The sequence below is a fragment of the Microbacterium sp. zg-Y818 genome, assembly GCF_030246905.1.
In the GTDB taxonomy this organism is placed as follows: Bacteria; Actinomycetota; Actinomycetes; order Actinomycetales; family Microbacteriaceae; genus Microbacterium.
Genome location: NZ_CP126741.1, coordinates 2,427,759 through 2,450,151, shown reverse-complemented (window position 1 = coordinate 2,450,151; position 22,393 = coordinate 2,427,759). Strand labels below are relative to the sequence as shown.

20 protein-coding genes are annotated in these 22,393 nt (G+C 70.9%); 10 read left to right on the top strand and 10 right to left on the bottom strand.

Features of this window, described 5'->3' with window-relative positions; all coding sequences use genetic code 11:
- The first annotated feature begins 103 nt into the window (after positions 1–103).
- The 4 genes from QNO21_RS11520 (at position 104) to QNO21_RS11505 (ending at position 4,346) form a co-directional block, all read left to right on the top strand.
- Entirely contained in the window at positions 104–883 is a 780-nt protein-coding gene (locus tag QNO21_RS11520; protein WP_257518045.1) for an isocitrate lyase/PEP mutase family protein, read from the top strand.
- 77 nt (positions 884–960) lie between these two features.
- Positions 961–1,515 (top strand): NYN domain-containing protein, encoded by a 555-nt coding sequence (locus QNO21_RS11515; RefSeq protein ID WP_257515903.1) that lies wholly within the window; start codon positions 961–963, stop codon positions 1,513–1,515.
- Positions 1,516–1,633: 118 nt separating this feature from the next.
- Entirely contained in the window at positions 1,634–3,427 is a 1,794-nt protein-coding gene (locus QNO21_RS11510; RefSeq protein WP_257515904.1) for a glycoside hydrolase family 15 protein, read from the top strand.
- A gap of 22 nt (positions 3,428–3,449) precedes the next feature.
- The gene (locus QNO21_RS11505) at positions 3,450–4,346 is read left to right on the top strand and encodes an SDR family oxidoreductase (protein ID WP_257515905.1); all 897 of its coding nucleotides are present in this window, start codon (positions 3,450–3,452) and stop codon (positions 4,344–4,346) included.
- A gap of 69 nt (positions 4,347–4,415) precedes the next feature.
- Here QNO21_RS11505 and QNO21_RS11500 read toward each other — a convergent pair whose 3' ends face one another.
- Positions 4,416–4,997, bottom strand: a complete 582-nt coding sequence (locus QNO21_RS11500) for a Dps family protein (protein ID WP_257515906.1) — start codon at positions 4,995–4,997, stop codon at positions 4,416–4,418.
- Between the two features lie 120 nt (positions 4,998–5,117).
- Here QNO21_RS11500 and QNO21_RS11495 point away from each other — a divergent pair, with 120 nt between their 5' ends.
- The gene (locus tag QNO21_RS11495) at positions 5,118–6,011 is read left to right on the top strand and encodes a hypothetical protein (RefSeq protein ID WP_257518044.1); all 894 of its coding nucleotides are present in this window, start codon (positions 5,118–5,120) and stop codon (positions 6,009–6,011) included.
- Here the strand turns inward: QNO21_RS11495 and QNO21_RS11490 are convergent.
- Both QNO21_RS11490 and QNO21_RS11485 read right to left on the bottom strand, forming a co-directional pair.
- The gene (locus QNO21_RS11490) at positions 5,983–7,470 is read right to left on the bottom strand and encodes a SulP family inorganic anion transporter (protein WP_257518043.1); all 1,488 of its coding nucleotides are present in this window, start codon (positions 7,468–7,470) and stop codon (positions 5,983–5,985) included. The genes QNO21_RS11495 and QNO21_RS11490 overlap by 29 nt on opposite strands.
- Positions 7,471–7,511: 41 nt before the next feature.
- On the bottom strand, positions 7,512–8,531 hold the full coding sequence (locus QNO21_RS11485) for a serine hydrolase domain-containing protein (protein ID WP_257518042.1): 1,020 nt from the start codon (positions 8,529–8,531) through the stop codon (positions 7,512–7,514).
- 141 nt (positions 8,532–8,672) lie between these two features.
- Here QNO21_RS11485 and QNO21_RS11480 point away from each other — a divergent pair, with 141 nt between their 5' ends.
- From QNO21_RS11480 to QNO21_RS11465, 4 genes are all read left to right on the top strand, one after another.
- A complete protein-coding gene (locus QNO21_RS11480; protein ID WP_257518387.1) occupies positions 8,673–9,251 on the top strand; it encodes a GNAT family N-acetyltransferase in 579 nt (192 codons plus the stop codon).
- A 90-nt stretch (positions 9,252–9,341) separates the two neighbouring features.
- On the top strand, positions 9,342–9,794 hold the full coding sequence (locus QNO21_RS11475; RefSeq protein ID WP_257518041.1) for an SRPBCC family protein: 453 nt from the start codon (positions 9,342–9,344) through the stop codon (positions 9,792–9,794).
- Positions 9,795–10,164: 370 nt separating this feature from the next.
- A complete protein-coding gene (locus QNO21_RS11470) occupies positions 10,165–10,893 on the top strand; it encodes a sulfurtransferase (RefSeq protein ID WP_257518040.1) in 729 nt (242 codons plus the stop codon).
- A 45-nt stretch (positions 10,894–10,938) separates the two neighbouring features.
- Positions 10,939–11,643, top strand: a complete 705-nt coding sequence (locus QNO21_RS11465; RefSeq protein ID WP_257518039.1) for an NAD-dependent deacylase — start codon at positions 10,939–10,941, stop codon at positions 11,641–11,643.
- A gap of 36 nt (positions 11,644–11,679) precedes the next feature.
- Here the strand turns inward: QNO21_RS11465 and QNO21_RS11460 are convergent, their stop codons facing one another.
- The 5 genes from QNO21_RS11460 to QNO21_RS11440 form a co-directional block, all read right to left on the bottom strand.
- Positions 11,680–14,712 (bottom strand): alpha-mannosidase, encoded by a 3,033-nt coding sequence (locus QNO21_RS11460; RefSeq protein WP_257518038.1) that lies wholly within the window; start codon positions 14,710–14,712, stop codon positions 11,680–11,682.
- Between the two features lie 38 nt (positions 14,713–14,750).
- The gene (locus QNO21_RS11455; RefSeq protein WP_257518037.1) at positions 14,751–15,602 is read right to left on the bottom strand and encodes a carbohydrate ABC transporter permease; all 852 of its coding nucleotides are present in this window, start codon (positions 15,600–15,602) and stop codon (positions 14,751–14,753) included.
- Positions 15,599–16,528, bottom strand: coding sequence for a carbohydrate ABC transporter permease (locus tag QNO21_RS11450; RefSeq protein WP_257515254.1), 930 nt, complete (start codon positions 16,526–16,528; stop codon positions 15,599–15,601). Before QNO21_RS11450 ends, QNO21_RS11455 begins: the two co-directional genes overlap by 4 nt.
- An 8-nt stretch (positions 16,529–16,536) precedes the next feature.
- Positions 16,537–17,901, bottom strand: a complete 1,365-nt coding sequence (locus QNO21_RS11445; RefSeq protein ID WP_257518036.1) for an extracellular solute-binding protein — start codon at positions 17,899–17,901, stop codon at positions 16,537–16,539.
- 102 nt (positions 17,902–18,003) lie between these two features.
- A complete protein-coding gene (locus tag QNO21_RS11440; protein WP_257518035.1) occupies positions 18,004–19,233 on the bottom strand; it encodes an ROK family transcriptional regulator in 1,230 nt (409 codons plus the stop codon).
- Positions 19,234–19,402: 169 nt separating this feature from the next.
- On the opposite strand from QNO21_RS11440, the gene QNO21_RS11435 reads away from it, so the two are divergent.
- On the top strand, positions 19,403–20,740 hold the full coding sequence (locus tag QNO21_RS11435) for an MFS transporter (RefSeq protein ID WP_257518034.1): 1,338 nt from the start codon (positions 19,403–19,405) through the stop codon (positions 20,738–20,740).
- An 18-nt stretch (positions 20,741–20,758) separates the two neighbouring features.
- On the opposite strand, the gene QNO21_RS11430 is transcribed toward QNO21_RS11435, so the two are convergent.
- Both QNO21_RS11430 and QNO21_RS11425 read right to left on the bottom strand, forming a co-directional pair.
- Positions 20,759–21,367, bottom strand: coding sequence for a flavodoxin family protein (locus QNO21_RS11430; protein ID WP_257518033.1), 609 nt, complete (start codon positions 21,365–21,367; stop codon positions 20,759–20,761).
- A gap of 84 nt (positions 21,368–21,451) precedes the next feature.
- Positions 21,452–22,333, bottom strand: a complete 882-nt coding sequence (locus tag QNO21_RS11425) for a metallophosphoesterase (RefSeq protein WP_257518032.1) — start codon at positions 22,331–22,333, stop codon at positions 21,452–21,454.
- Positions 22,334–22,393 lie beyond the last annotated feature (60 nt).

Sequence of the window (22,393 nt, the reverse complement as noted above, 5' to 3'; positions counted from 1 at the left end):
CCGGCGGCGCGCGGCGCCGGCGCCGGCCCGGGCGCACGCCTCGGCCCCTGCCTGCGGCGCGCGACCCTGGCCCGGGCACGCCCGAGCCCGCTACCGTGGGGCGATGACGACCCAGGCGCAGCGCGCGCAGACCCTGTCCGACCTGCACGCCGCACCGGAGATCCTCCGCGTGGTGAACGTGTGGGATGTCGTCTCGGCGAAGGCGATCATCGACCTGCCCGAGACCCGCGCCCTCGCGACCGCCGGGCACTCCATCGCCGCGACCTTCGGGTACGCCGACGGGGAGAACATCCCGCTGGACCTCATGCTCGACATGGTGGGCCGCATCGTCGCGGTCGCCGGGGACCTGCCGGTCTCGGCAGACCTGGATGCCGGGTTCGGCGACCCGGGCGAGACCACCCGCCGCGCGATCGGCGTGGGCGTGGTCGGCGCGAACGTCGAGGACCGGCTGAAGCCGCTGGCAGACTCCGTCGCCGCCGTCGAGGCGATCGTCGCCGCCGGCCAGGCCGAAGGCGTGCCCTTCTCCCTCAACGCCCGCACCGACGCGTTCGTGCGAGCCGGCGACCGGCCCGTGCAGGATTCCATCGCCGACGCGATCGAGCGCGGCCGGGCCTACCTCGACGCCGGTGCCGACGTCGTCTTCGTCCCGGGTCCCCTCGACGCCGACATCACGCGGCAGCTCGTCGACGGGATCGGTGAGCGCAAGGTGAGCGTGATCGGGCTTCCCGGCGCGCTGTCGGCCGCCGAGTACGAGGCGCTCGGCGTCGCCCGCATTTCGTACGGGCCGATGACCCAGCGGGTGGCGCTGACGGCGCTGCAGGATGTGGCGAAGAGCCTGTACGGCGACGGAGTCATCCCGGCATCCACCCGCGCCCTGAACTGACGCCCCGAACGAGGGCTGCGCCGGCGCGCGCATAGGATCGAAGGCGACGCCCTGTGCGGCGTCGCAGGGAGGTCGCAGTGGGCGACGCGCAGGGCGCATGGGTGCTGGTCGACGGCGAGAACATCGACGCGACCCTCGGTGGATCGATTCTGGGGCGTCGGCCGCAGCCCGATGAGCGGCCGCGCTGGGACCGCATCCTCTCGTTCGTGGAGCACACCTGGCGCCGGCCCACGCGGGGCCTGTTCTTCCTCAACGCCACGACCAACCTGCCGATGACGTTCGTGCAGGCGCTCAAGGCGCTGGGCTACGAGCCGGTGCCGCTGTCGGGTCCCTCCGACGCGAAGATCGTCGACATCGCCATCCAGCGCACGCTCCAGGCGCTGCGGGACCGCAATGACGACGTCATGCTCGTCAGCCACGACGGCGACTTCGTCGACGACCTCGCCGCGCTCGCCGACGGCCGGCGGCTCGGTGTGCTGGGCTTCACCGAGTTCCGCAACAACGGATTCGCGGCGATCCCTGGCCTGGAGTTCTTCGACCTCGAGTACGACGCGCAGGCGTTCGACGCCCCGCTGCCGCGCATCCGCGTGATCCCGATCGAGGAGTTCGACCCCGCGCAGTTCCTGCGCTGACCTCGGTATCGCCGGCGCCCCGCGCGCCCGCGATTTCACGGTGGGGCGGTGTTGTCAACCCTTCCGCACCTCCGCGCGACCTCACGAAGACTGGACCCACCCACCGGGAGGAGCCAGCGTGACGTGTCAGCCGATCGAGTCGTACGCACCGATCGGCGATGGCCGCACCGTGGCGCTCGTCGGAGCGGACGGCAGCATCGACTGGATGCCGCTGCCCGAGCTCACTTCGGATGCCGTGTTCGCCCGCATCCTCGACGACGACACCGGTGGGTTCTTCGCCCTCGCCCCGGTCGCGGACTTCACGATGCGCCGCCGGTACGTTCCCCGCACGAACGTGCTGGAGACGACATTCACCACCGCCGACGGCGTGGTGAAGGTGACCGACGCGCTGGTGTCGGGCATCGCCGGGCGGCTGCCGTGGGCCGAGCTCGCGCGCCGCGTCGACGGGGTGTCCGGGCGGGTGGAGATGGCGTGGGCGGTGCGCCCCGGCACGTCGCTGCAGACCGCCTCGCCGTGGATCGAGTCAACGGCTCACGGTGCCACCCTCCGCTGCGGCACGACCGCGATCGCGATCGTCGGCTTCGAGCACGGTCCCGCCGAGCCCGACCCCGACGGACCGGACGGCCCCGTGCTGGCGGGCGCCTTCACCACGTCGCCCGACTCCCGCCACCTCGTCGTCCTGGCGGCGACCCACGACGAGCCACTGCACTTCCCCGACCCGCGCAACGTCGACGCCGGCATCGACCGCACGATCGGCAACTGGCGCAACTGGTCGAAGGCGTTCTCCTACGAAGGCCCGTGGGCCGCGCACGTGCAGCGCAGCGCCCTCGCGCTGAAGCTGCTCATCTACAGCCCCACCGGCGCGATCGCCGCAGCCGCGACCACGTCGCTGCCCGAGAGCCCCCGCGGCGGCAAGAACTGGGATTACCGGTTCGCCTGGGTGCGCGACCTCGCCTACACCGCCAACGCCCTGGTGCGCTTCGGCCTGCGTGAAGAGACCCATGCCGCCCTGTCATGGATGCTGCGGACGATCCGCGCCCACGGCCCCGACGTGCACGTGATGTACACGCTCGACGGGGAGCTCGTGCCTGCACCCGTCGTCGCAGACGTTCCCGGTTGGCGCGGCATCGGCCCCGTCGTCACCGGCAACCCCGCCCACGATCAGCTGCAGCTGGGGGTCTACGGCGACCTGATCGCGATCTGCCGCACCTACGTCGAAGCGGGCAACATCCTCGACATCGACACGGCGCGGCTGCTGGCCGCCGTGGCCGACCGCACCTGCGATCTGTGGCGCAACCCCGACTCGGGCATGTGGGAGCTTCCCGAGCTGCGGCACTACACGTCGTCGAAGATGGGGTGCTGGAAGGCGCTGGAGGACGCCGTCTGGCTGGCGGACGCCGGCATCATCCCGGGAGGCGCCGAGCGCTGGCGCGCCGAGCGCCGCCGCATCCGCGAATGGATCGACACCCACGGCTGGTCCGAGGAGCGCGGCGCCTACGTCTGGTACGCCGGGTCGGACGACCTCGACGCGTCGGTGCTGCTGCACGCGCCGAGCGGGTTCGACCGCGGGGAGCGCATGTCGCGCACGATCGACGCCCTCACCGCGCAGCTGGGCGCCGGCGCCCTGCTGTACCGCTACAGCGGAGTGGACCAGGAGGAGAAGACCTTCGTCGCCTGCGGGTTCTGGCGAGCCCACGCCCTGGCGTGCGTGGGCCGGCACGACGAGGCGCTGGAGGCGATGGACGCCCTCGTCGCCGCCGCGAACGACGTCGGCATCTACGCCGAGATGATCGACGAGGACGACGGGTCGGCGTGGGGCAACACCCCGCAGGCCCTCAGCCACCTGGCGTTCATCAGCGCGGCCCTCACGATCCGAGAAATCGTCCCGGAGCACAAGCTCCGCGGCCGTTGACCATCACGAGAGAGAGAACACCATGTCACGGGACCAGTACACGTTCACCGACCCGGCAAAGCTCTACGCCGACATCGAGCCCGGGGACCAGGAGATGTCGGAGCCCGGCCTGGATGCCGAGCTCACAGACAAGGCCGACCTCGGCGAGGACAGCTACCGCGGCTCCGGCCGCCTGACCGGCCGCAAGGCGCTCATCACCGGCGGCGACTCCGGCATCGGCGCCGCCACCGCGATCGCGTTCGCGCGCGAGGGCGCCGACGTCGCCCTGTCGTACCTGCCGGAGGAGGAGAAGGACGCCGAGCGCATCGCCGGCATCCTGCGCGACGCGGGCGCGACCGTGCTGACGCTGCCGGGCGACCTCAAGGACCCGGCATACTGCCGCGACCTCGTCGCCCAGACGGTCGAAGGGCTCGGGGGCCTGGACATCCTCGTCAACAACGCCGGCAAGCAGGTCTACAACGAGGACCTGACGACGCTGACCGATGAGCAGTTCGATCACACGTTCAAGACGAACGTGTACGCGATGTTCTGGATCACCAAGGCGGCGCTGCCGCACCTGACCCCGGGATCGACGATCATCAACACCACGTCGATCCAGGCGTACTCGCCGTCCGGCATCCTGGTGGACTACGCCTCGACGAAGGCCACCATCAACGCTTTCACGAAGGGCCTGGCCGAGCAGCTCGCGCCCAAGGGCATCCGGGTGAACGCCGTGGCCCCGGGACCGATCTGGACGCCGCTCCAGCCCACCGACGGCCAGCCGCCGGAGAAGCTCGAGGAGTTCGGTGAGCAGACGCCCCTCGGGCGTATGGGACAGCCCGCCGAGCTCGCGCCTGCGTACGTCTTCCTCGCTTCGGCGGAGTCCAGCTACGTCATCGGCGAGACGCTGAACGTCAACGGCGGCATGCCGACTCCCTGAGTCCGCCCGCAACGGCGAAAGCCCGTCCGGTCACCCGGGCGGGCTTTCGTTCTCTCCTGCGCGAGAGGATCAGCGCTTCGGTGTGCGATTCTCCGCGCTCACCATCCACGAGAGCTGCTCGAGCCGCTCCAGGATCGCGTGCAGCAGGTCGGCGCTCGTGGGGTCCTCGTCGTCGACGTCGTCGTGCACCTCGCGGCACGTGCCGCAGACGTCGTCGAGACGTTCGGTCATCAGGTCGATCACCTCGGTGGTGGCGATCTCGCCCTGCGGGAATTCCGCGAGGGTCGTGGTCTCGGCCACCACGTCGCTGCGCCCGTCGGGCAGGGCGTGCAGCGCGCGCATGCGCTCGGCGATGGTGTCGGCGAACGTGCGGGCAGCCTCGATGATCTCGTCCAGCTGCAGGTGGGTGTCGCGGAAGTTCGTGCCCACCACGTTCCAGTGGGCCTGCTTGCCCTGCAGCGACAGCTCGATGAGGTCGACGAGAACCTTCTGCAGGTTGTCGCTGAGGTCCTGCGAGGCGGTGAAGCCCTTCTCGGCGTTCTCCTCGGTGGTGAGCTTCGCGCCCTTGCCGCCCGAGGCGCTCTTGCGCCGGTTGGCTTTCTGAACGGTCTCGGCGCTCTTGCTCGTCTTGCTCGTCTTGGTCGTCGCCATGTGTAGCGCTCCTGTTCGATCGGGGTGTCTTCGACCGTAGGCCGGGGCTGGAGCGGGCGACCTTCCCCTTGCCCTGGCGCCGCCGGAGTGCTACGCCGGGGCAGGCGCTACGCTCGCGACATGGTCGACGACGGCGCGGGTGGCGGAGGCACGGCCGACACGGCGCTCCGCCGCACGTACCGCTACCTGCGACTGGGCGTCGCGGGCACGGTGGTCGCCATCGCCGTGGCGGTGACCCTCGAGAGCTTCCGCGGCGGGCTGCTCGAATCGATCAGCGCGTACTACTACACGCCGGCTCGCGACGTGCTCGTGGGGGCGCTCATCGCGGCATCCCTGGGCCTCCTCGCCCTGTCGGGGCGCGGCGTGCAGCGGGCGCTGCTGGATGCCGCGGCGCTGCTGGCTCCGCTCGTCGCGTTCGTGCCCACGCCCACGCTGGCCGCGGGATGCGGCGCGGCGCCGTGCGTTCCGGCATCCGCGCACCCGTCAGTCGAAACCGGGGTGGCCACCTACCTGGTGGTGGGGGCGCTCGCGGTGGTCGTCGCGGTCGTCATCGGCACGCGCGCCGACGCCGGCCGGGCGGCGCTGGCGCTGACATGGCCCTCGATCGTCCTCGCGGTCGCCGTGCTCACCGCGACCTGGGCCTGGTGGGGGCTCGCGCGCGCGTCGTTCCTCGGCTTCGGCCACGTCGTCGCCGCGACGGGGTTCTTCGCGCTGCTCGCAGTCGTCGCACTCATCGACGCAGGGCGCAGCGACTGGTCGCCGGAGCAGCCGCCGCCGCGCGGCGTGCGCATGGCCTACGCGGTCGTCGGGGTGCTGCTGGCGGTCGACCTCACCGTGGTGATCGCGGTCGTGGCGATCATGGGCGACGACGCCATGCGCACACCGATCGTCTTCGTCGGCGAGGTCATCGCGCTGGGCCTGTTCGGCCTGTACTGGGCGCTGCAGAGCGCGCGCACCTGGAACAGCGCCGACCCGCGGCTGGCGCTCAGCTCCCCGCGTCGACCCCGCCGCTGAGCCGGCCGTGCAGGGCGGTGGTGGCCGCGTTCATGCCGACCAGCTCCACTGCCGTGCCGCGCTGGGCGTACTTGGTGACGATGGCGTCGATGGCGGCGACCGTGGAGGCGTCCCACACGTGCGAGCGCGTCATGTCGATGACGACGCGCTGGGGGTCGTGGGCGTACTCGAACTGCGTGGTCAGGTCGTTGCTGGAGGCGAAGAAGAGCTCGCCGTCGACGGTGTAGCGGGCCACGTCGCCGTCGGAGCTCACGGTGCGCGTGACGGTGGTGAAGTGCGCGACGCGGCGGGCGAACGTGATCATCGCGGCCAGCACCCCGGCCACGACGCCGAGGGCGAGGTTCTGCGTCCACACGGTGACGACCACGGTGACGAGCATGACGATCGTCTCGCCCAGCGGCATCCGCTTCAGGGTCGCCGGGCGGATGCTGTGCCAGTCGAACGTCGACACCGACACCAGGATCATCACGGCGACGAGCGCGGCCATCGGGATGATCGCCACGACATCGCCCAGCGCCACGACGAGGATCAGCAGGAAGACACCGGCCAGGAACGTCGAGAGGCGGGTGCGGGCGCCGGAGGCCTTCACGTTGATCATCGTCTGGCCGATCATGGCGCAGCCGCCCATCCCACCGAACAGTCCCGATGCGAGGTTGGCCGCGCCCAGGCCCCAGGCCTCGCGGGTCTTGCTGGAGCGGGTGTCGGTGATGTCGTCCACGAGCTTCGCGGTCATCAGCGACTCCAAGAGCCCCACCATCGCCATGGCGAGGGCGTAGGGCGCGATGATCTGCAGCGTCTCCCATTGCAGCGGCACGTCGGGGAGGAACAGCGACGGCAGACTATGGGGCAGCTCGCCCTGGTCGCCCACCGTGGGCACGGCGATGCCGAACACCACGACCACGCCGGTGAGCACGACGATCGCGATGAGGGGCGCGGGCACGGCCTTGGTCACGCGGGGCCAGATGTACAGGATGGCCAGGCCCGCCGCGACGAGCGGGTACACCGCCCAGGGAACGTCGATCAGCTGCGGCATCTGCGCCAGGAACACCAGGATCGCGAGCGCGTTGACGAAGCCGACCATGACGCTGCGGGGGATGAACCGCATGAGTTTGGCCACACCGAGCACCGCCAGCAGAATCTGCAGGACGCCGGCCAGGAGCACGGTGGCGACGAGGTAGTCGAGGCCGTACTCGCGGGCGACCGGCGCGACCACGAGCGCGACGGCTCCCGTGGCCGCGGTGATCATCGCCGGGCGGCCGCCGGTGAAGGCGATGACCACGGCCATCACGAAGGAGGAGAAGAGCCCGACGCGGGGATCCACCCCCGCGATGAGGGAGAAGGCGATGGCCTCGGGGATCAGCGCGATGGCGACGACCATGCCCGCCAGCGCCTCGCGCGTCAGCAGCCGGGGACTGCGCAGCGCCTGCAGCACGGTCGGTTCTATGCGGGGGCGGGCCACGTAATGATTTTACGACCGCGCCGCCGCACGCCCGCCGAGGGTCACTGCAGGGCGGCATCCACCGCCTGCGCCAGCACCGAGGCGACCGGCCATGCGCCGTCGGCGGTGTTGCCGATGACGGTGACCGTGGTGTCCGTGGCCGGCAGGTGCGCCGACCAGAAGGCCGCGCCGGTGTCGTACCCCTCGGCGATGAGGGCGTCGCCGGTGGCGTGCAGCCAGGTGCCGAGGCCCGCGCGCTTGTCCTCGTCTTCGACGTGATGGCGCGGTCGGGTCATCTCGGCGTAGGTCTCGCGCGAGACGATGCGCCCCTCGCGCAGGGCGCGCCAGAAGGTGTGCACGTCTGCCGCGGTCGTGAACGCCCCGCCGTCGCCGTTGCCGAGCACCGGCAGGTGCAGGGTGTTCGCCCGGTCGTCCTCGTCGTAGACGTAGCCGACCGCGGTGTCGGCGGGCAATTCGTCCAGGCGCAGGAAGTCGGTGCGGGCGAGGCCGGCCGGCTCGAACACGAGGCGGCGAACAGCGTCGTGGTAGCTCTCACCGGTGACGCGCTCGATGACGATCGCGAGCACGACATACCCGCCGTTGCTGTACGCGAAGCGCTCGCCGGGGGTGAACGTCTGAGGGAGGTCGGCGAGGAGCGGGAGGAACGCCTCGGCGGTGGTCAGCGTGTGCACCGGGATGCTGAGGACGTAGTCGTCCACCTCGCCCTCGGCATCCTCGTCGAGGTAGTCGCCGATTCCGGAGGTGTGACCGAGAAGGTGCTCGATGGTGACGGCGTCGTCGATGAGCGGGAGGTCGTCGCCCAGGATGCTGCGCACCGGCTGGTCCAGCGCGAGCTCGCCCGATTCGATGAGACGCCAGATCGCGAGCGCGGTGAAGATCTTGCTGCCGCTGGCGATGGCGAACCGGGTGTCGGGCGTGGTCGGCACGGCGAATGCCCGGTGGGCGAGGCCGTAGGCGCGCTCGAACGTGCGGGTGTCGCCGACGTCGACGGTGACGATGCCGGAGAACGACTCGGCGTCGGCTGCGGCGTCGAGGGCGTCGGGGTCGATGGCGAGTGACATGGTGGTGCTCCTTCCGGGTCCTTCCACGCTACGGGATGGCCTGCGGGCGCCGCCAGCGACGGCGGCGCAGGTCGGGAGGGCGGGGGACGACTCTCCCTCTAGGCTCGGGGCGTGATCTTCCGCACCTTCGACGACGGCGCGGTGCTGCGCGCCGCCCGGCCGGGCGACGAGCCCGGCATCCTCGCCCGCATCCGCGATCTCGCCGTCTACGAACGCGAGCCGGATGCCGTCGAGAACACCGAGTCCGCACTGCAGGAGTCCCTCTTCGGCGCCCAGCCGCGGGTGTTCGCCCACGTGGTCGAGCGCGACGGCGCGATCGCCGGCATCGCGATCTGGTTCCTGACCTACTCGACGTGGACGGGCCGGCCCGGCATCTGGCTCGAGGACCTCTACGTGTCCGACGAGCACCGCGGTCGCGGCTACGGCAAGGCGCTCATCGCGTCGCTCGCCGTCCTGTGCGTGGAGCGCGGGTATTCGCGGTTGGAGTGGACGGTGCTCGACTGGAACGAGCCGTCGATCGCGTTCTATCGCGCGCTGGGCGCGCAGCCGCAGGATGAGTGGACGACGCAGCGGATGACCGGTGAGGCGCTGCGCGCGCTCGGCGGGTCCGGCCCGTCTGGCGGGTCCGGCCGGTCTGGCGCGCCCGGCCGGTCTGGCGCGCCCGGCCGGTCTGGCGCGCCCGGCCGGTCTGGCGCGCCCGGCCGGTCCGCGCGGGGATAACAGACGATCCGGCACGGGGCAAGCCCTTCAGCGCCGGGCTGGCGCGGGGGACGATGGCAGCGCATTGTCCGTTTCAGGAAAGGAATGCCCATGGCTCGCATCACCGAGAGCGTCGACGTCAATGTCCCCGTGTCGACCGCCTACAACCAGTGGACGCAGTTCGAATCGTTCCCGCAGTTCCTGAGTTTCGTGGAGTCGGTCACCCAGGGCGATGACGAGACGACCCTCTGGAAGGTGAGCGTGGCCGGGGTCGAGCACGAGTTCTCCGCCAAGATCACCGAACAGCACCCCGACGAGCGCGTCGCGTGGAACAGCATCACGGGCGATGTGAACCACGCTGGAGTCGTGACCTTCCACCGTCTGGACGACAACACCACCCGGGTGACGGTGCAGCTGGATTGGGAGCCCGAGGGCTTCCGCGAGAAGATCGGCGCGGCCGTCGGCTGGGACGACCACATGGTCAAGAAGGACCTGAAGAAGTTCAAGGAGTTCATCGAGTCGCGCGGCACCGAGACCGGCGCGTGGCGCGGCGACATCAGCTGAGCCCTGGCTTTTCGGTACCCCGTCGTCCCGTTTCCTTCGGGGCGGCGGGGTTCTTGTCTGCGCTTTCTGCCGACAGTCCCTCGTTTTCGCATGTGAGTTCCGGTTCACACAGGGCCGGCGGCGCGGCGGGTGGTATGGCCAGATGCCCGGGCCTGCGGCGGCGGCTGGCAGTGCCACCCCGCACGCGCGCGTGTGAGTGGGAACTCACATGCGCGAGGCGGTGGGTCTCGCGATCGCAACTCCGACGCGGGGGCGCCATGCCATCCGTTGAGACCGAAGGGCCGTCGGCGACATGTGTGAGCGGGAACTCACATGGCGAAACGGATGTATCGGAAGTCCGCGTTCGGCCGCGCTCCGTAAGCTGGAGACCGTGCCCGCCGTGCTCAACGTCTCCGCCTACCTCTTCACGCGGCTCGACGATGCGCCCGAGCTCGGTCCGCTCCTGCGCGCGCGTGCGCTCGCCGCGGGGCTGAAGGGCACGATTCTGCTCGCCGAAGAGGGGATCAACCTCTTCCTCGCCGGCGATCCCGACGCGGTGCGAGGCTTCATCGACGACCTGCGCGTCGACCCGCGCTTCGCGGCGCTCATCACCAAGGAGAGCTGGTCCGACGATCAGCCCTTCGGCAAGATGCTCGTCAAGGTCAAGCGGGAGATCATCCGCATGGACCGTCCGACGATTCGCCCCGAGTCCGGACGCGCGCCCGCCGTCGCGCCGGCGACGCTGCGCCGCTGGCTGGACCAAGGCCACGACGACGACGGCCGCGAGGTCGTGATGCTGGACACCCGTAACGCCTTCGAGGTCGACTACGGCACCTTCCGCGGTGCCGTGGACTGGCGCATCGAACGGTTCACGCAGTTTCCGGATGCCGCGGCCTCCCACCGCGACGACCTGGCCGGCAAGACGGTCGTCAGTTTCTGCACCGGTGGCATCCGCTGTGAGAAAGCCGCGATCCACCTGCGCGAGGTGGGCGTTCACGCGCTCCAACTGGACGGCGGCATCCTCGGCTACTTCGAACAGGTCGGCGGTGATCACTGGGCGGGGGAGTGCTTCGTCTTCGACGAGCGGGAGGCCCTCTCGCCGGACCTCGCGCCGCGCTGATACCGGCGCTGTCGGGGCCCACCCCGCGCGGGTAGCGTCGGAACCATGAGCGCGCGCATCGTGGTCCTCACCGGTGCCGGAGTCTCGGCGGAATCCGGCATCCCGACCTTCCGCGCCGTCGACGGGCTGTGGGAGGAGCACCGCATCGAGGACGTCGCGACTCCGGAGGGTTTCGCGCGCAACCCCGCCCTCGTGCAGGAGTTCTACGACCAGCGGCGCCGCGCCGCGCGGGCGGCTGAGCCCAACCCCGCGCACCGCGCCCTGGCCGAACTCGAGGAGGCCACGGGCGGCGACGTGCTCATCGTCACGCAGAACGTCGACGACCTGCACGAGCGGGCGGGCTCCCGGCGGGTGATCCACATGCACGGCGAGCTGGCGAGTGCGCTCTGCACCCGGTGCGGGGCGCACGTGCCGTGGGCCGAAGATCTGGCCGACGGGCCGCCGTGTCCGCGCTGCGGGGCCAGCGCGCTGCGACCTGACATCGTCTGGTTCGGTGAGATGGTCTACGGGCTCGATGAGATCTACGAAGCGGTGGAGACCTGCGAACAGCTGTGGGTCATCGGCACGTCCGGCAACGTGTCGCCGGCATCAACTCTGCACGCGCTCGCCCGCGCGGTCGGTGCAAAGACCGCGCTGCTGAATCTCGAGACCCACGAAGACACGTCGCTGTTCGACGAGGTGGTGCTGGGTCCTGCATCCGTCGTCGTGCCCGCGTACGTGCGCCGTGAGCTGGAGCGCGCCTCCGGCTGAGCGGCGGGGCGAATACTCACTCGGCGACACGAATACTCACTCGGCGGGGCGGCTCAGGCGCAGGGTCGCGAGCTGGAAGGGCTGCAGGCACAGGTCGATCGCGTCATCGGACGCCGCGGCGAGGGCGGTTGCGGCGACCGGGCGCTCGAGCAAGTCCGTCTGCTCGACGGCCGTCCAGGCGAAGCCGGGGCGCAGTGTCGCGCTGCGCTGGCTGCCGAGGGCCTCGTACAGGCGCACGATGACGTCCCCCGAGCCGTCGTCGGCGAGCTTCACCGCCTCGATCACGACACCGGCGTCGTCCAGCGTCAGGGCGGGCTCGATCGGGCGCGCGCCGGTCAGGGCGACCGTCGGCAGGTTCAGCCGGAACCCCTCCGCGACGGCATCGGCGACGTCGGCGCCCGGGAGCAGCGACACCGTGAACTCGTGCGATCCCTGGTCGGCCTCGGGGTCGGGGAAGAGCGGTGCGCGCACCAGCGTCACGCGCGCCACGGTGTGCGCGCCCCCGCTCGCACCGTCGCCGCGGCGGACGTCGTGACCGTAGCTCGCGTTGTTCGCGACGCTGACGCCGTAGCCGCCCTCCACCACACGGATCCAGCGGTGCGCCACGGTCTCGAACTTCGCGGCATCCCAGGTCGTGTTGCTGTGCACCGAGCGTGACACGTGCCCGAACTGGATCTCGGACTGCGTGCGCTCGGCGCGCAGCTGCAGCGGGAAGGCCAGCTTGAGCATCTTCTGCCGCTCCCGCCAGTCCAGTCGCACCGTGATGTCCAGCGCCCCGCTGCCCGGATCGACGCGATACTCCTGCTCCACCCGTGAGCCTCCGAACGACCGCGTGACGACGAGACCGCCGCCGTCGGCGGTCGGCTCGATCGACTCGACCTCGAGCAGGTCGCGGTACAGCGCCGCATCCTCGACGTCGATGTTCCAGGCATCCCAGTCCCGGGGCGTGTCACGGAAGAGCTGCAGCACACCGGCGGGCCGCTGCGGATCGATCAGCTCCCGGTCGGCGACGAGGTCGCGGGCCCCCACGACCACGCCGCGCGCGTCGATCGCCCACCGCATCCGGTCGTGCGCGAACACCCACCCGTCGCCCGCGGCGCGCACGCGCACCACCGCCGCGTCCACCGCCGCCGCCGGCACCTCCGCCTCGACGGCGGCGCCGAGCGCCGGCACGCCGCCGACGGCGACCGGCGCCGCGTTCGCGCGAAGGCGCAGGTCCCCGTCTCCGGCGAGGGCGCGCAGCGCGGCGTCGATGATCTCCGCCAGCTCCACCGCGACGGCGGCGTAGTTGCGCTCAGCTTCCTGGTGCACCCAGGCGATCGACGTGCCGGGGAGGATGTCGTGGAACTGCTGCAGCAGCACGAGCCGCCACAGGCGCCGCAACCGGTCGGCGGGGTAGGCGGCACCGGTGCGCACGGTCGCGAGCGTCGCCCACAGCTCCGCGGCGCGCAGCAGGTGCTCACTGCGGCGGTTGCCGCGCTTGGTGCGGGCCTGGGCACTGTAGCTGCCGCGGTGGTACTCCAGGTACAGCTCGCCCGACCACACCGGAGGGTCGGCGTACTCGGCCTCGGCGTCGGCGAAGAACTGCGACGGGGTAGCCATGCGCACCTTCGGCGACCCCTCCAGGTCGGCCGTGCGCCTGGCCGCGGCGACCATCTCGCGCGTCGGTCCGCCGCCGCCATCGCCCCAGCCGAACGGCACCAGCGAGGAGCGCGCCCCGCCCTTCTCGGCGAACTGCCGCTCGGCGCGCGCGAGGTCGGCGGCGGAGAGGTCGGAGTTGTACGTGTCGACCGGCGGGAAGTGCGTGAACACCCGGGTGCCGTCGATGCCCTCCCACAGGAACGTGTGATGCGGCATCCGGTTGGTCTCGTTCCACGAGATCTTCTGGGTGAGGAACCACCGCGACCCCGCCTGCGCGATGATCTGCGGCAGGGCGGCGGAGTAGCCGAACGAGTCCGGCAGCCACACCTCCAAGGGCTCCACCGCGAACTTCTCCAGGAAGAACCGCTTGCCCTCGACGAACTGACGCGCGAGCGCCTCGGACCCCGGCATGTTCGTGTCGGATTCCACCCACATGCCGCCCACGGGAACGAAGCGGCCGGCCTTGACAGCCTCGGCGACCCGGGCGAACAGGTCGGGGTAGTGCTCCTCGAGCCAGGCGTACTGCTGCGCAGACGACGCCGCGAAGACGAAGTCCTCGTCGCGGTCGATGAGATCCAGCACGTTCGAGAAGGTGCGGGCGACTTTGCGCACCGTCTCGCGGGTGGGCCACAGCCACGCCGAGTCGATGTGGGCGTGCCCCACCGCGGTGATGTGGTGGGAGGATGCCGCAGCCGGCGACGCCAGCACGTCGGCCAGCTGCGTGCGCGAGGCGGTGGCCGTGCCGGCCACGTCGTCCGGGTCCAGGGCGTCGACGGCGCGGCCGAGCGCGGCGAGCACGCGGGCGTGCCGGGTGCGATCGGGATCGAGCTGGTCGACGAGACCCCGCAGCGCCGTGATGTCCTGCGCGAGCTCCCACACCTCGCGGTCCCGCAGTGCCAGCTCGAGACCTGCGAGGCGGTAGATCGGCTCGTCGCCCGCGGTGGCGGGGTCGCCGAGCGGCGTGGGTGCGAAGGTGAAGGTGCCCGCGACGCTGGGGTTGCCGGCCGCCTCGATGTAGAGGTCCACCTCGTCACCTTCGATCGGCACCGTGGCGTTCAGCGGCTCGATCGCCTTGACGATCGTGCCGTCGGGGCGGAAGACCAGTGCCTCGGCTTGGAAACCGGGCGCCGAGACGTCGAACCCGAGATCGACCACCAGCTCCACGCTGGTGCCGGGGGCGTCCGACCAGCCCGCCGGAACGGTGCCGGTGACGTGGAACCACACCGTGCCCCACGGCTTTCCCCAGCGGCCGCCGACCTCGAACGGCCTGTACTCGGCGCGCACGGCCTCGGCGAAGGGCACCGGCTCACCGGGCACCTCCCACGCGGTGATCGTCAGCGGCGTGGTCTCCCGGTACAGCGCACCGGCGAGCCGGTCGCGGCTGAGCCGGTCGATGCGCTGGAGGGCGAGACGGTCGTTGCGGTGCATGGCGGAAACTCCGATCGGGAGTGCAGGGCAGGGGGCGGTCAGCCCTTGACGGCGCCGGCGAGGGCGAACGAGCCGCCCAGCCCGCGGGTGACGAGCAGGTACAGCCCGAGTACGGGCAGGGAGTACACGAGCGAATAGGCAGCCAGGCGCCCGTAGGCGACGGTGCCGTATTGGCCGAAGAACGCGTAGATCGACACGGCTGCGGGTTGCCAGTCGGGGGAGTAGAGCAGTACGAACGGCACGAAGAAGTTTCCCCACGCCTGCAGGAAGACGAAGACGAAGACGACGCTGATCGCCGGCCGCATGAGCGGCACGACGATGCGCCGCAGCGCCGTCATGGCGCTCGCGCCGTCGACCCACGCCGCCTCTTCGAGGCTCACCGGCACCGAATCCATGAAGTTCTTCGTCATCCACAGGGCCATCGGCAGCGAGCTGGCGGCCAGGAAGAGCACGACCGCCCACGGCTGGTTGATGAGGCGCAGCTGCACGAAGAGGCTGTAGACGGGCACCATGATCGCCGTGATCGGCAGGCAGCTGGCGAAGAGCACGCCGTAGAGGAAGGGTCCGTTGAAGCGCGAGCGGTACCGCGACAGCGGATACGCCGCGAGGACCGCCACGACCACGGTCACCACGGCCGCGCCCGTCGACAGCAGCAGGCTGCTCAGCAGTGGCCTGAGCGTCAGCTGCGGGGTGAGCACGTCGGCGAAGTTCTGCAGGGTCGGCGCCGTGGGGATCTTCACCTGGTAGCTCGCCGCCGAGTCGAAGGCGGCGAGCACCACCCACGCCAGCGGAAGCGCGAAGACGAGGCCGATGACGAGCAGCACCAGGTTCGCCCACAGCCGCGTCGCGGCACGCGTGGGGGCGGCGACGCTGGGAGCGCGGACGCTCACGTGCGGCTCCCGCCGGCGCGCAGCGACAGCACGTACCCGATCGAGAAGACGGCGCCGAGCACCAGCATGACCACGGCGATGGCGTTGCCGTAGCCGATGTCGCCGAACTGGAAGGCCTCGGTGTACGCCAGCACCGGCAGGGTACTCGAGAGGTTCCCCGGCCCGCCCTTGGTCATCACCCAGATCAGGGTGAACACCGACAGGGTCTGCAGGGTCGTCAGCATGAGGTTCGTGAAGATCGTCGGGCGGATCATCGGCAGAGTGATCAGCCTCAGCCGCTGCCACGCGCCTGCGCCGTCGATCATCGACGACTCGATCACTTCCAGCGGCACGTCGTCGAGCGCGGCGCGGTAGATCATCATCGAGAACGCGGTGCCCCGCCACGTGTTGGCGATGATGATCGCCACGAGGGGAAAGGCGTAGAGCCAGTTGGGCCCGGCGATGCCGACGCCCGCCAGCATCGCGTTGAGGGTGCCGTCGGCCGAGAGGAAGGCGTACCCGATGAAGGCGGCGACGATCTCGGGCAGCACCCAGGCCGTCACCACGAGCACGCCGACGATGCCGGTGACGGCGCGGCTTCCCACGCGGAAGAGCACGGCGAGGACCAGCCCCAGCACGTTCTGCCCGATGATCGCCGACCCCACGACGAAGGCCACCGTGATGCCGATCGACAGCGGCAGCACGGGGTCGGCGAAGAGGCGCGCGAAGTTGTCGAGCCCGATGAACTGCGGGTCGGCGGCCCGCGCTCCGCTGAGGGCGCGGTCGGTGAGTGAGCCGTAGAGGGCCCACACGATCGGACCGGCGAGGAACACCAGGAGCAGCCCCCCGGCTGGCACCAGCGGCAACGCCCTGGCGGGTGTCGTCCCCCTGCTGATGCCGCTCCTGCGCGTGACGCGCGTGTCCTGCGCCGGTCCGATCGTGGTCATCGTCATCGCTACTGTGCGATGACCTTCTCATCGCCCACGATCTGCCGCACGGCGTCGTCGTAGGCGGCCGCAGCTTCTGCGGCGGTCTGCTGGCCCGTGATCACGGCCTCGGTCGCCTGCTGCACGGCGACGGAGATCTGCGGGTAGTCGCTGTTGGCGGGGCGGAAGTTGGTCACCGCCACCGCCTCGGAGACCGGACCCACGAACGGGTTCGCCTCGAGGTACGTCGGGTCGGCCGCGACATCGGTGCGCACCGCGATCTGGGCGTTGTTGATGGCGTACCAGAGCGAGTTCTCCTCGTTGAGCACGGTGGTCATGAACTCGAAGGCGAGGTCGGGTACGTCGGTCTGGGCGGATGCCGCGAGGGTCCAGCCGCCCGACATGCTGACGCCGGCGGGGCCTTGTCCGTCCTGAGTGGGAAACAGCGCCACGCCCATGACGTCGCCGTACTCCGGCCACGGGTAAGCGCCGCCCTCTTCCCAGAACGACGGGGTGTAGGAGCCCTCGACGGTGCCGCCGAGTCCGTCCTGCGGGAACATCTCACCGAACACCGCCTGCCAGACGTTGGGGTCGAGCGCGCGGTCGGGGGAAACGGCGTAGCCCTCGGAGTACAGCGTCTCGAGGAACGTCAGCGCGTCGACGAACCCCTGCGACTCCACGACCCACTTGCCCTCTTCGTCGTCGTAGAGGCCGGTGCCGTCGCCGGTGCCGTAGAGCAGCTGGTAGAAGCTCTGCATCACGGTGCCCTCGCCCGTGCCGGTGCCCGCGTACATGTTGAAGGGCACCACGTCGGGCTGGCTTGCCTTGATCTTCGCGGCTGCGTCGAGGATGTCGTCCCAGCTTTCGGGCTGCCAGGGCACCTCGACGCCGGCGGCATCCAGAACGTTCTTGTTGTACCAGATCACCCGAGTGTCGGTGCCGAGCGGCAGGGCGTAGACGCTGCCGTCCTCGCCTTGACCGGCCGTCTTGGCCGCCTCGTCGAACATCTCCCACTCGTCCCAGCCCGCGAGGTACTCGTCGAGGTTGAGCAGATAGCCCGCTTCGACGTCGCTGCGCACGTTGAAGGTGTCCTCGTAGAACACGTCGGGGGCGGTGTCGGGGGAGCCGAGCGACAGCTGCAGGCGGGTCTTGTACTCGTCGTCGGTCGCGGTGATGGGCTGCAGCTCGACGGTGACCCCTTCGTTCTCGGCTTCGAACTGCTCCTTCGCCTGGGTGAGGAGGGTGTCCAGCGCCGTGAACGAATCGGTCTTCGAGTAGACGACGGTGACGGTGTCGCCGTCGGTGGAATCCCCGCCGTCGGCGGAGCACCCGCCGAGCACGAGGGCGAGTGCGACGCAGGCGGTGGCGGCGGTGACGGTCGGCAATGCCCTCATGGTGCTGCTCCTTTGCTGGGCCCCGGGGTAGGCAGAGGCGGCTGGCGCCTCGCGGCATTAAGTCAATCGAATGGACTTAAAGGATGTCAAGCGGGGAAGGTGTCAATTGCGCAACAGTGAGGTCGGCCGCGGCGTCAGCACCTCATCGAGGATGAGGCATGCCGCTCCGATCGCGCCCACGTCGTCGCCCAGCGCCGTCCCGACCACCGTGACGTCGTGAAGGCCCCGGGCGACCCGCAGGCCTTCCAGCGCCTCCGCCACCTGGGGATCGAACCAGGGGGCCAGCCGCGACCACAGTGGACCCCCGAGCACGACGCGGTCGACATCCAGCAGGTTGCAGACCACCGACAGTGCGCGGGCGACCCGGTGCGCGGCGCGGTCGAGCAGCAGACCGGCGAGGGGATCGCCGGCGCCTGCGCGGCCGACGAGCGCCGAGAAGGCGTGGTCGATGGTGACCGGGTCATCAGACGTGCGGCCGGCGGGGAGGATGCCGAGCTCCTCGGCCTCGGCCACGAGGGCCGCCGGCGTGCAGCTCACGGCCACGCAGCCGCGCAGGCCGCACGCGCAGGGTGCACCGGTCGGGTCGGTGACGATGTGGCCGATCTCGCCGGCGTTGCCCGAGCCGCCGCGCACCACGTCATCGGGGAGCATCAACCCCACGCCGAGACCAGTGCCGAGGTAGAGGAACGCGAAGCTGCCGGTGGTGTCGGTCGAGACCCAGCGCTCGGCGACGGCCGCGGCGGTGACGTCCTTGTCGAGCACGACCGCAAAGCCGGTCGCCCGCGCGATCGCGTCACGCAGCGTCACCCGGTGCCAGCCGCCGAGGTTCGGCGGGTCGACCACGACTCCCCGCCCGGCGTCGATGGGTCCGGGGGCGGCGATCCCGACCCCCACGATGCGGGTGCGGTCCACGCCGGTGGCATCCACCAGTCGCTCGAGCTCCCTGGTGATCAGCCGCACGGTGTGCTCGGGGTCGTTGGCGTCGGGGGTGGGGTGATGGTGACGGGCGACGACTTCGCCGTCGATCCCCAGCATCACGAAGCTCAGCACGCTGGGATCCACGTGAACCCCCAGTGCGAACCGGCTGCCCGGTGCGAGGCGCAGCGTGGTGCGGGGCTTGCCCGGTCCCGGGGTCACCGAGGTGCGGCCGGCTTCTGCGACGATGCCGGCATCCATCAGTCGTTGCGTGATGTTCGACACGGTCTGGGCGGACAGGCCGGTGAGCGCGGCGAGCTCCACCCGGCTGAGGCCGCCGGATCGGCGGATCTGGTCGAGGATCACCGCCTGGTTGAAGCCGCCGACGCTCGGTTGGTTGGCGCCGCGACGGGCCATTGCGCACCTGCTCTGTCGGATCTTCCGACGAGCGTAGCGCCCGCTCAGGTAAGGGCCGGTATCCTTGATGCGGTGCGTCTGGGTTCTCCGGCGCACGACACGGTGCATCTACCTGCTGGAAAGGCAAGGCGGCACGTCTGAACCTGCCCGCCGAACCGAGGTCTTCGCCATGTCTGCTCCCGCCGTTGATGATCGCCCGCTGATCGTCCACACCGGTCCCTGGTACTTCCCGATCGCGTTCCTCGCGCGTCTGCCGTTCGCCATGATGGTCGTCGGCGTGCTGACGCTCGTCGTCTCCTCCACCGGCTCGGTGGCGCTCGGCGGCCTCACCTCGGCCGCAGTCGGCATCGGCACGGTCATCGCCGGTCCGATCGTCGGCGACGCGGTGGACCGCCACGGCCAGCGCCGGGTGCTCGTGCCACTGGGGCTGGTCAACAGCGCCCTGCTGGCGGCGTTCCCATTCGTCGTGGCAGCGGCGACGGCGGATTGGATGCTGCTTCTCGCAGCCCTGCTGATCGGCCTGACCGCCCCGCAGGCGGCGGCGATGTCGCGCAGCCGGCTGATGGCGATCATCCGCGAGCGCCTCACGGTGTCGCGCCGCGAGCGAACGTTCTCGCGCACCATGGCGTACGAGTCGGCCGCCGACGAGACGGCGTTCGTCATCGGGCCCGTCGTCGTCGGCGTGCTCGCCTCGTTCATCGCGCCGTGGGCGCCTGTGGCCGGCGCCGCTGTGCTGAGCTTCGTCTTCGTCACCGCGTTCGCGCTGCATCCGACCGCACGCGCGGCCTCGCCCGTCGCGGGGGACGAGCCGGCCGTGATCGCGCCCGCGCGCGAGCTGCTGCGCATGCCGGTGCTGGTCATCGTCGCGGCGACGTTCGCCGTCGGCGCGTTCTTCGGCACGACGCTGACGTCGCTCACCGCCTTCATGAAGGCACAGGGCGACGTGGACTCGGCGGCGCTGCTGTACGGCGTGATGGGGATCGGGTCGGCGGTGCTGGCCCTTGCGGTCGCGCTGCTGCCGACCCGGTTCGCGCTGCGGTGGCGCTGGATGCTGTTCGCCGCCGTGCTGGTGGGGGCGACGGCCGCCTTCACGCTGAGCGGCACGGTCACCGCCGTCACCGTGGCGCTGGCGATCATGGGGCTGGGCGTCGGTCCGACGCTCGTGACCCTCTTCAGCCTCGCCGGCAACCGCAGCCCCATCGGGCGCACGGCGACCGTGATGACGGTGCTCGGGTCGTCGGTCGCCCTCGCACAGTCGCTGGCTTCGGCCGTGACCGGAGCGGTCGCGGAGGACTTCGGCGTCGAGACGGCGATGGCGTTCCCGCTTGTCGCGGCGGGGGTCGTCCTGCTGCTCGCGGTGATCAACCTCGCGGTGGAGCGGCGCGGGCGGCGGGTTGCGGTGGGTTCGGGCGTGCCCGTCGCGCCGGTTGCGTCCGTTGCTTCCGTGGCTTCGGTGGACGCAGATGGCCCTGTCGAGGCGGGCGCCGGGGCCGTTCGCGACGACTGAACCGGCCCCGCCCGCCGTTCAGGAGGCCGGAGCCGGGAAAGGGCGCTCCTTGAGGAGCGCCGCAAGGTGCGCGGCGTGGCGGGCCACTGTCTCGGTGGTGGTCGCGACGGCTTCCGGCATTTCGTCGAGGTCCTTGTAGTCGGTGGTCTGCATGGCCTCGCCGTTCCAGTAGACGCCGCCCTGCGACGGGATCGTGAATCCGACGTCGTTGAGGCCCTGGAAGGCATCCGCGATGACGGCGTGCGCGCCATCCTCGTTGCCCACGACGGCGACGACGGCGACCTTTCCGGCGAGCAGCGGGCGGCCCTCGTCGTCGGTCTCGGAGATCTCGGCATCCAGTCGCTCGATCACGCGCTGGGCGACGCTCGACATGTGGCCGACCCAGGTGGGGGTGGCGAAGACGAGGATGTCGGATGCCAGCACGCGCCCGCGGATCAGCGGCCATTCGTCGCCGTCGCCCATGTCGGCTTCGACTCCGGGCTTGACGTCGTGGTCGACCACGCGCACGGTCTCGCCCGTGACGTCGTGGGCGGCGAGGGCGTCGAGCACCTGCTGGGCGAGCAGGTCGGTGCTGGACTCGGCGGGCGAGGGCTTCAGAGTGCAGTTGAGGACGAGGGCACGGAGCATGGAGAGTCCTTTCGGTTTCTCCTCAGGCTACGAATCGTCGCGAGCCCGTCCCAGTGGTTGACAGCTCCTTCCACCGCCGAATACTCACTCGCGCCAGGCGATGCCGGCGGCGGCGATGCGGCGGGCGGCCTCGTCGGCGGGCACGTGCTCGCCGACGGTCGAACCGCGCCCCAGCGCGACGGGGGAGTGCACGATCGTGTCGGCATAGACGTGCACCAGGTTGTAGCCCTGCGCGGCATCCTGCCCCCGCGTCGAACCCACGGCGGTCGCGAGATCCTGTCCGTACGCGCTCGACGACGCGACGGCGACGGGAATGCCGGCGAACGCGCCGAACGACGGGTGGTGCACGTGCCCCGACAGGATCGCCCGCACATCCGATCCGCGCAGCACGTTCGCGAGCGCCTCCTGCCCGCGCAGCTCCACCGTCACCGCAAGATCGAGCACGGTCGGAAGCGGCGGGTGGTGCACCACCAGCAGGCTGCCCTCGGGTGCAGACGTCGAGAGCTCGTCGCGCAGCCAGGACTGCTGCTCGGGACCGATCTCTCCCCAGTGCTCGCCAGGCACGGTCGAATCCAGCACCAGCACGCGGAGCCCTCCGAACCAGCGGGTGAAGCAGACGGGCGATGCCGGGTCGGCCGCGTCCGGCAGCGGCAGCTCCGCGCGCATCGCGGCGCGGTCGTCGTGGTTGCCCGCGGCCCACACCACCTCGGCGCCGATCCGCTCGGCGACGGGCTCGACGAGGGCGAGCAGCCGACGGTACGCCGACCGGTCGCCCCGGTCGACGAGGTCCCCCGCCAACAGCAGCGCGTCGGGGCGCAGGCCGCTGGTCTCGATCCGCTCGAGCAAGGCGGCCAGGTGCCCGTCGGCGTCGGCGGCGCCGTACAGGAGCGTGTGCTCGCCGGGCAGATGGGTGTCGGCCAGGTGCACGAAGGTCTTCGCGGGCCGGGGGTGTTCACTGACGATCATCGGGTCGTTCCTTCGGGGGTCTCGGGAAGAGCTCGGATGCGGCGCCGGGTGCGGGGCAGG

Excerpts from the sequence above, each read along its gene's own strand:
- QNO21_RS11520 (WP_257518045.1), top strand. The coding sequence starts at position 104 with ATGACGACCCAGGCGCAGCGCGCGCAGACCCTGTCCGACCTGCACGCC.
- QNO21_RS11505 (WP_257515905.1), top strand. The coding sequence starts at position 3,450 with ATGTCACGGGACCAGTACACGTTCACCGACCCGGCAAAGCTCTACGCC.
- QNO21_RS11500 (WP_257515906.1), bottom strand. The coding sequence starts at position 4,997 with ATGGCGACGACCAAGACGAGCAAGACGAGCAAGAGCGCCGAGACCGTT.
- QNO21_RS11495 (WP_257518044.1), top strand. The coding sequence starts at position 5,118 with ATGGTCGACGACGGCGCGGGTGGCGGAGGCACGGCCGACACGGCGCTC.
- QNO21_RS11485 (WP_257518042.1), bottom strand. The coding sequence starts at position 8,531 with ATGTCACTCGCCATCGACCCCGACGCCCTCGACGCCGCAGCCGACGCC.
- QNO21_RS11475 (WP_257518041.1), top strand. The coding sequence starts at position 9,342 with ATGGCTCGCATCACCGAGAGCGTCGACGTCAATGTCCCCGTGTCGACC.
- QNO21_RS11465 (WP_257518039.1), top strand. The coding sequence starts at position 10,939 with ATGAGCGCGCGCATCGTGGTCCTCACCGGTGCCGGAGTCTCGGCGGAA.
- QNO21_RS11460 (WP_257518038.1), bottom strand. The coding sequence starts at position 14,712 with ATGCACCGCAACGACCGTCTCGCCCTCCAGCGCATCGACCGGCTCAGC.
- QNO21_RS11450 (WP_257515254.1), bottom strand. The coding sequence starts at position 16,528 with ATGACCACGATCGGACCGGCGCAGGACACGCGCGTCACGCGCAGGAGC.
- QNO21_RS11445 (WP_257518036.1), bottom strand. The coding sequence starts at position 17,901 with ATGAGGGCATTGCCGACCGTCACCGCCGCCACCGCCTGCGTCGCACTC.
- QNO21_RS11440 (WP_257518035.1), bottom strand. The coding sequence starts at position 19,233 with ATGGCCCGTCGCGGCGCCAACCAACCGAGCGTCGGCGGCTTCAACCAG.
- QNO21_RS11435 (WP_257518034.1), top strand. The coding sequence starts at position 19,403 with ATGTCTGCTCCCGCCGTTGATGATCGCCCGCTGATCGTCCACACCGGT.
- QNO21_RS11430 (WP_257518033.1), bottom strand. The coding sequence starts at position 21,367 with ATGCTCCGTGCCCTCGTCCTCAACTGCACTCTGAAGCCCTCGCCCGCC.
- QNO21_RS11425 (WP_257518032.1), bottom strand. The coding sequence starts at position 22,333 with ATGATCGTCAGTGAACACCCCCGGCCCGCGAAGACCTTCGTGCACCTG.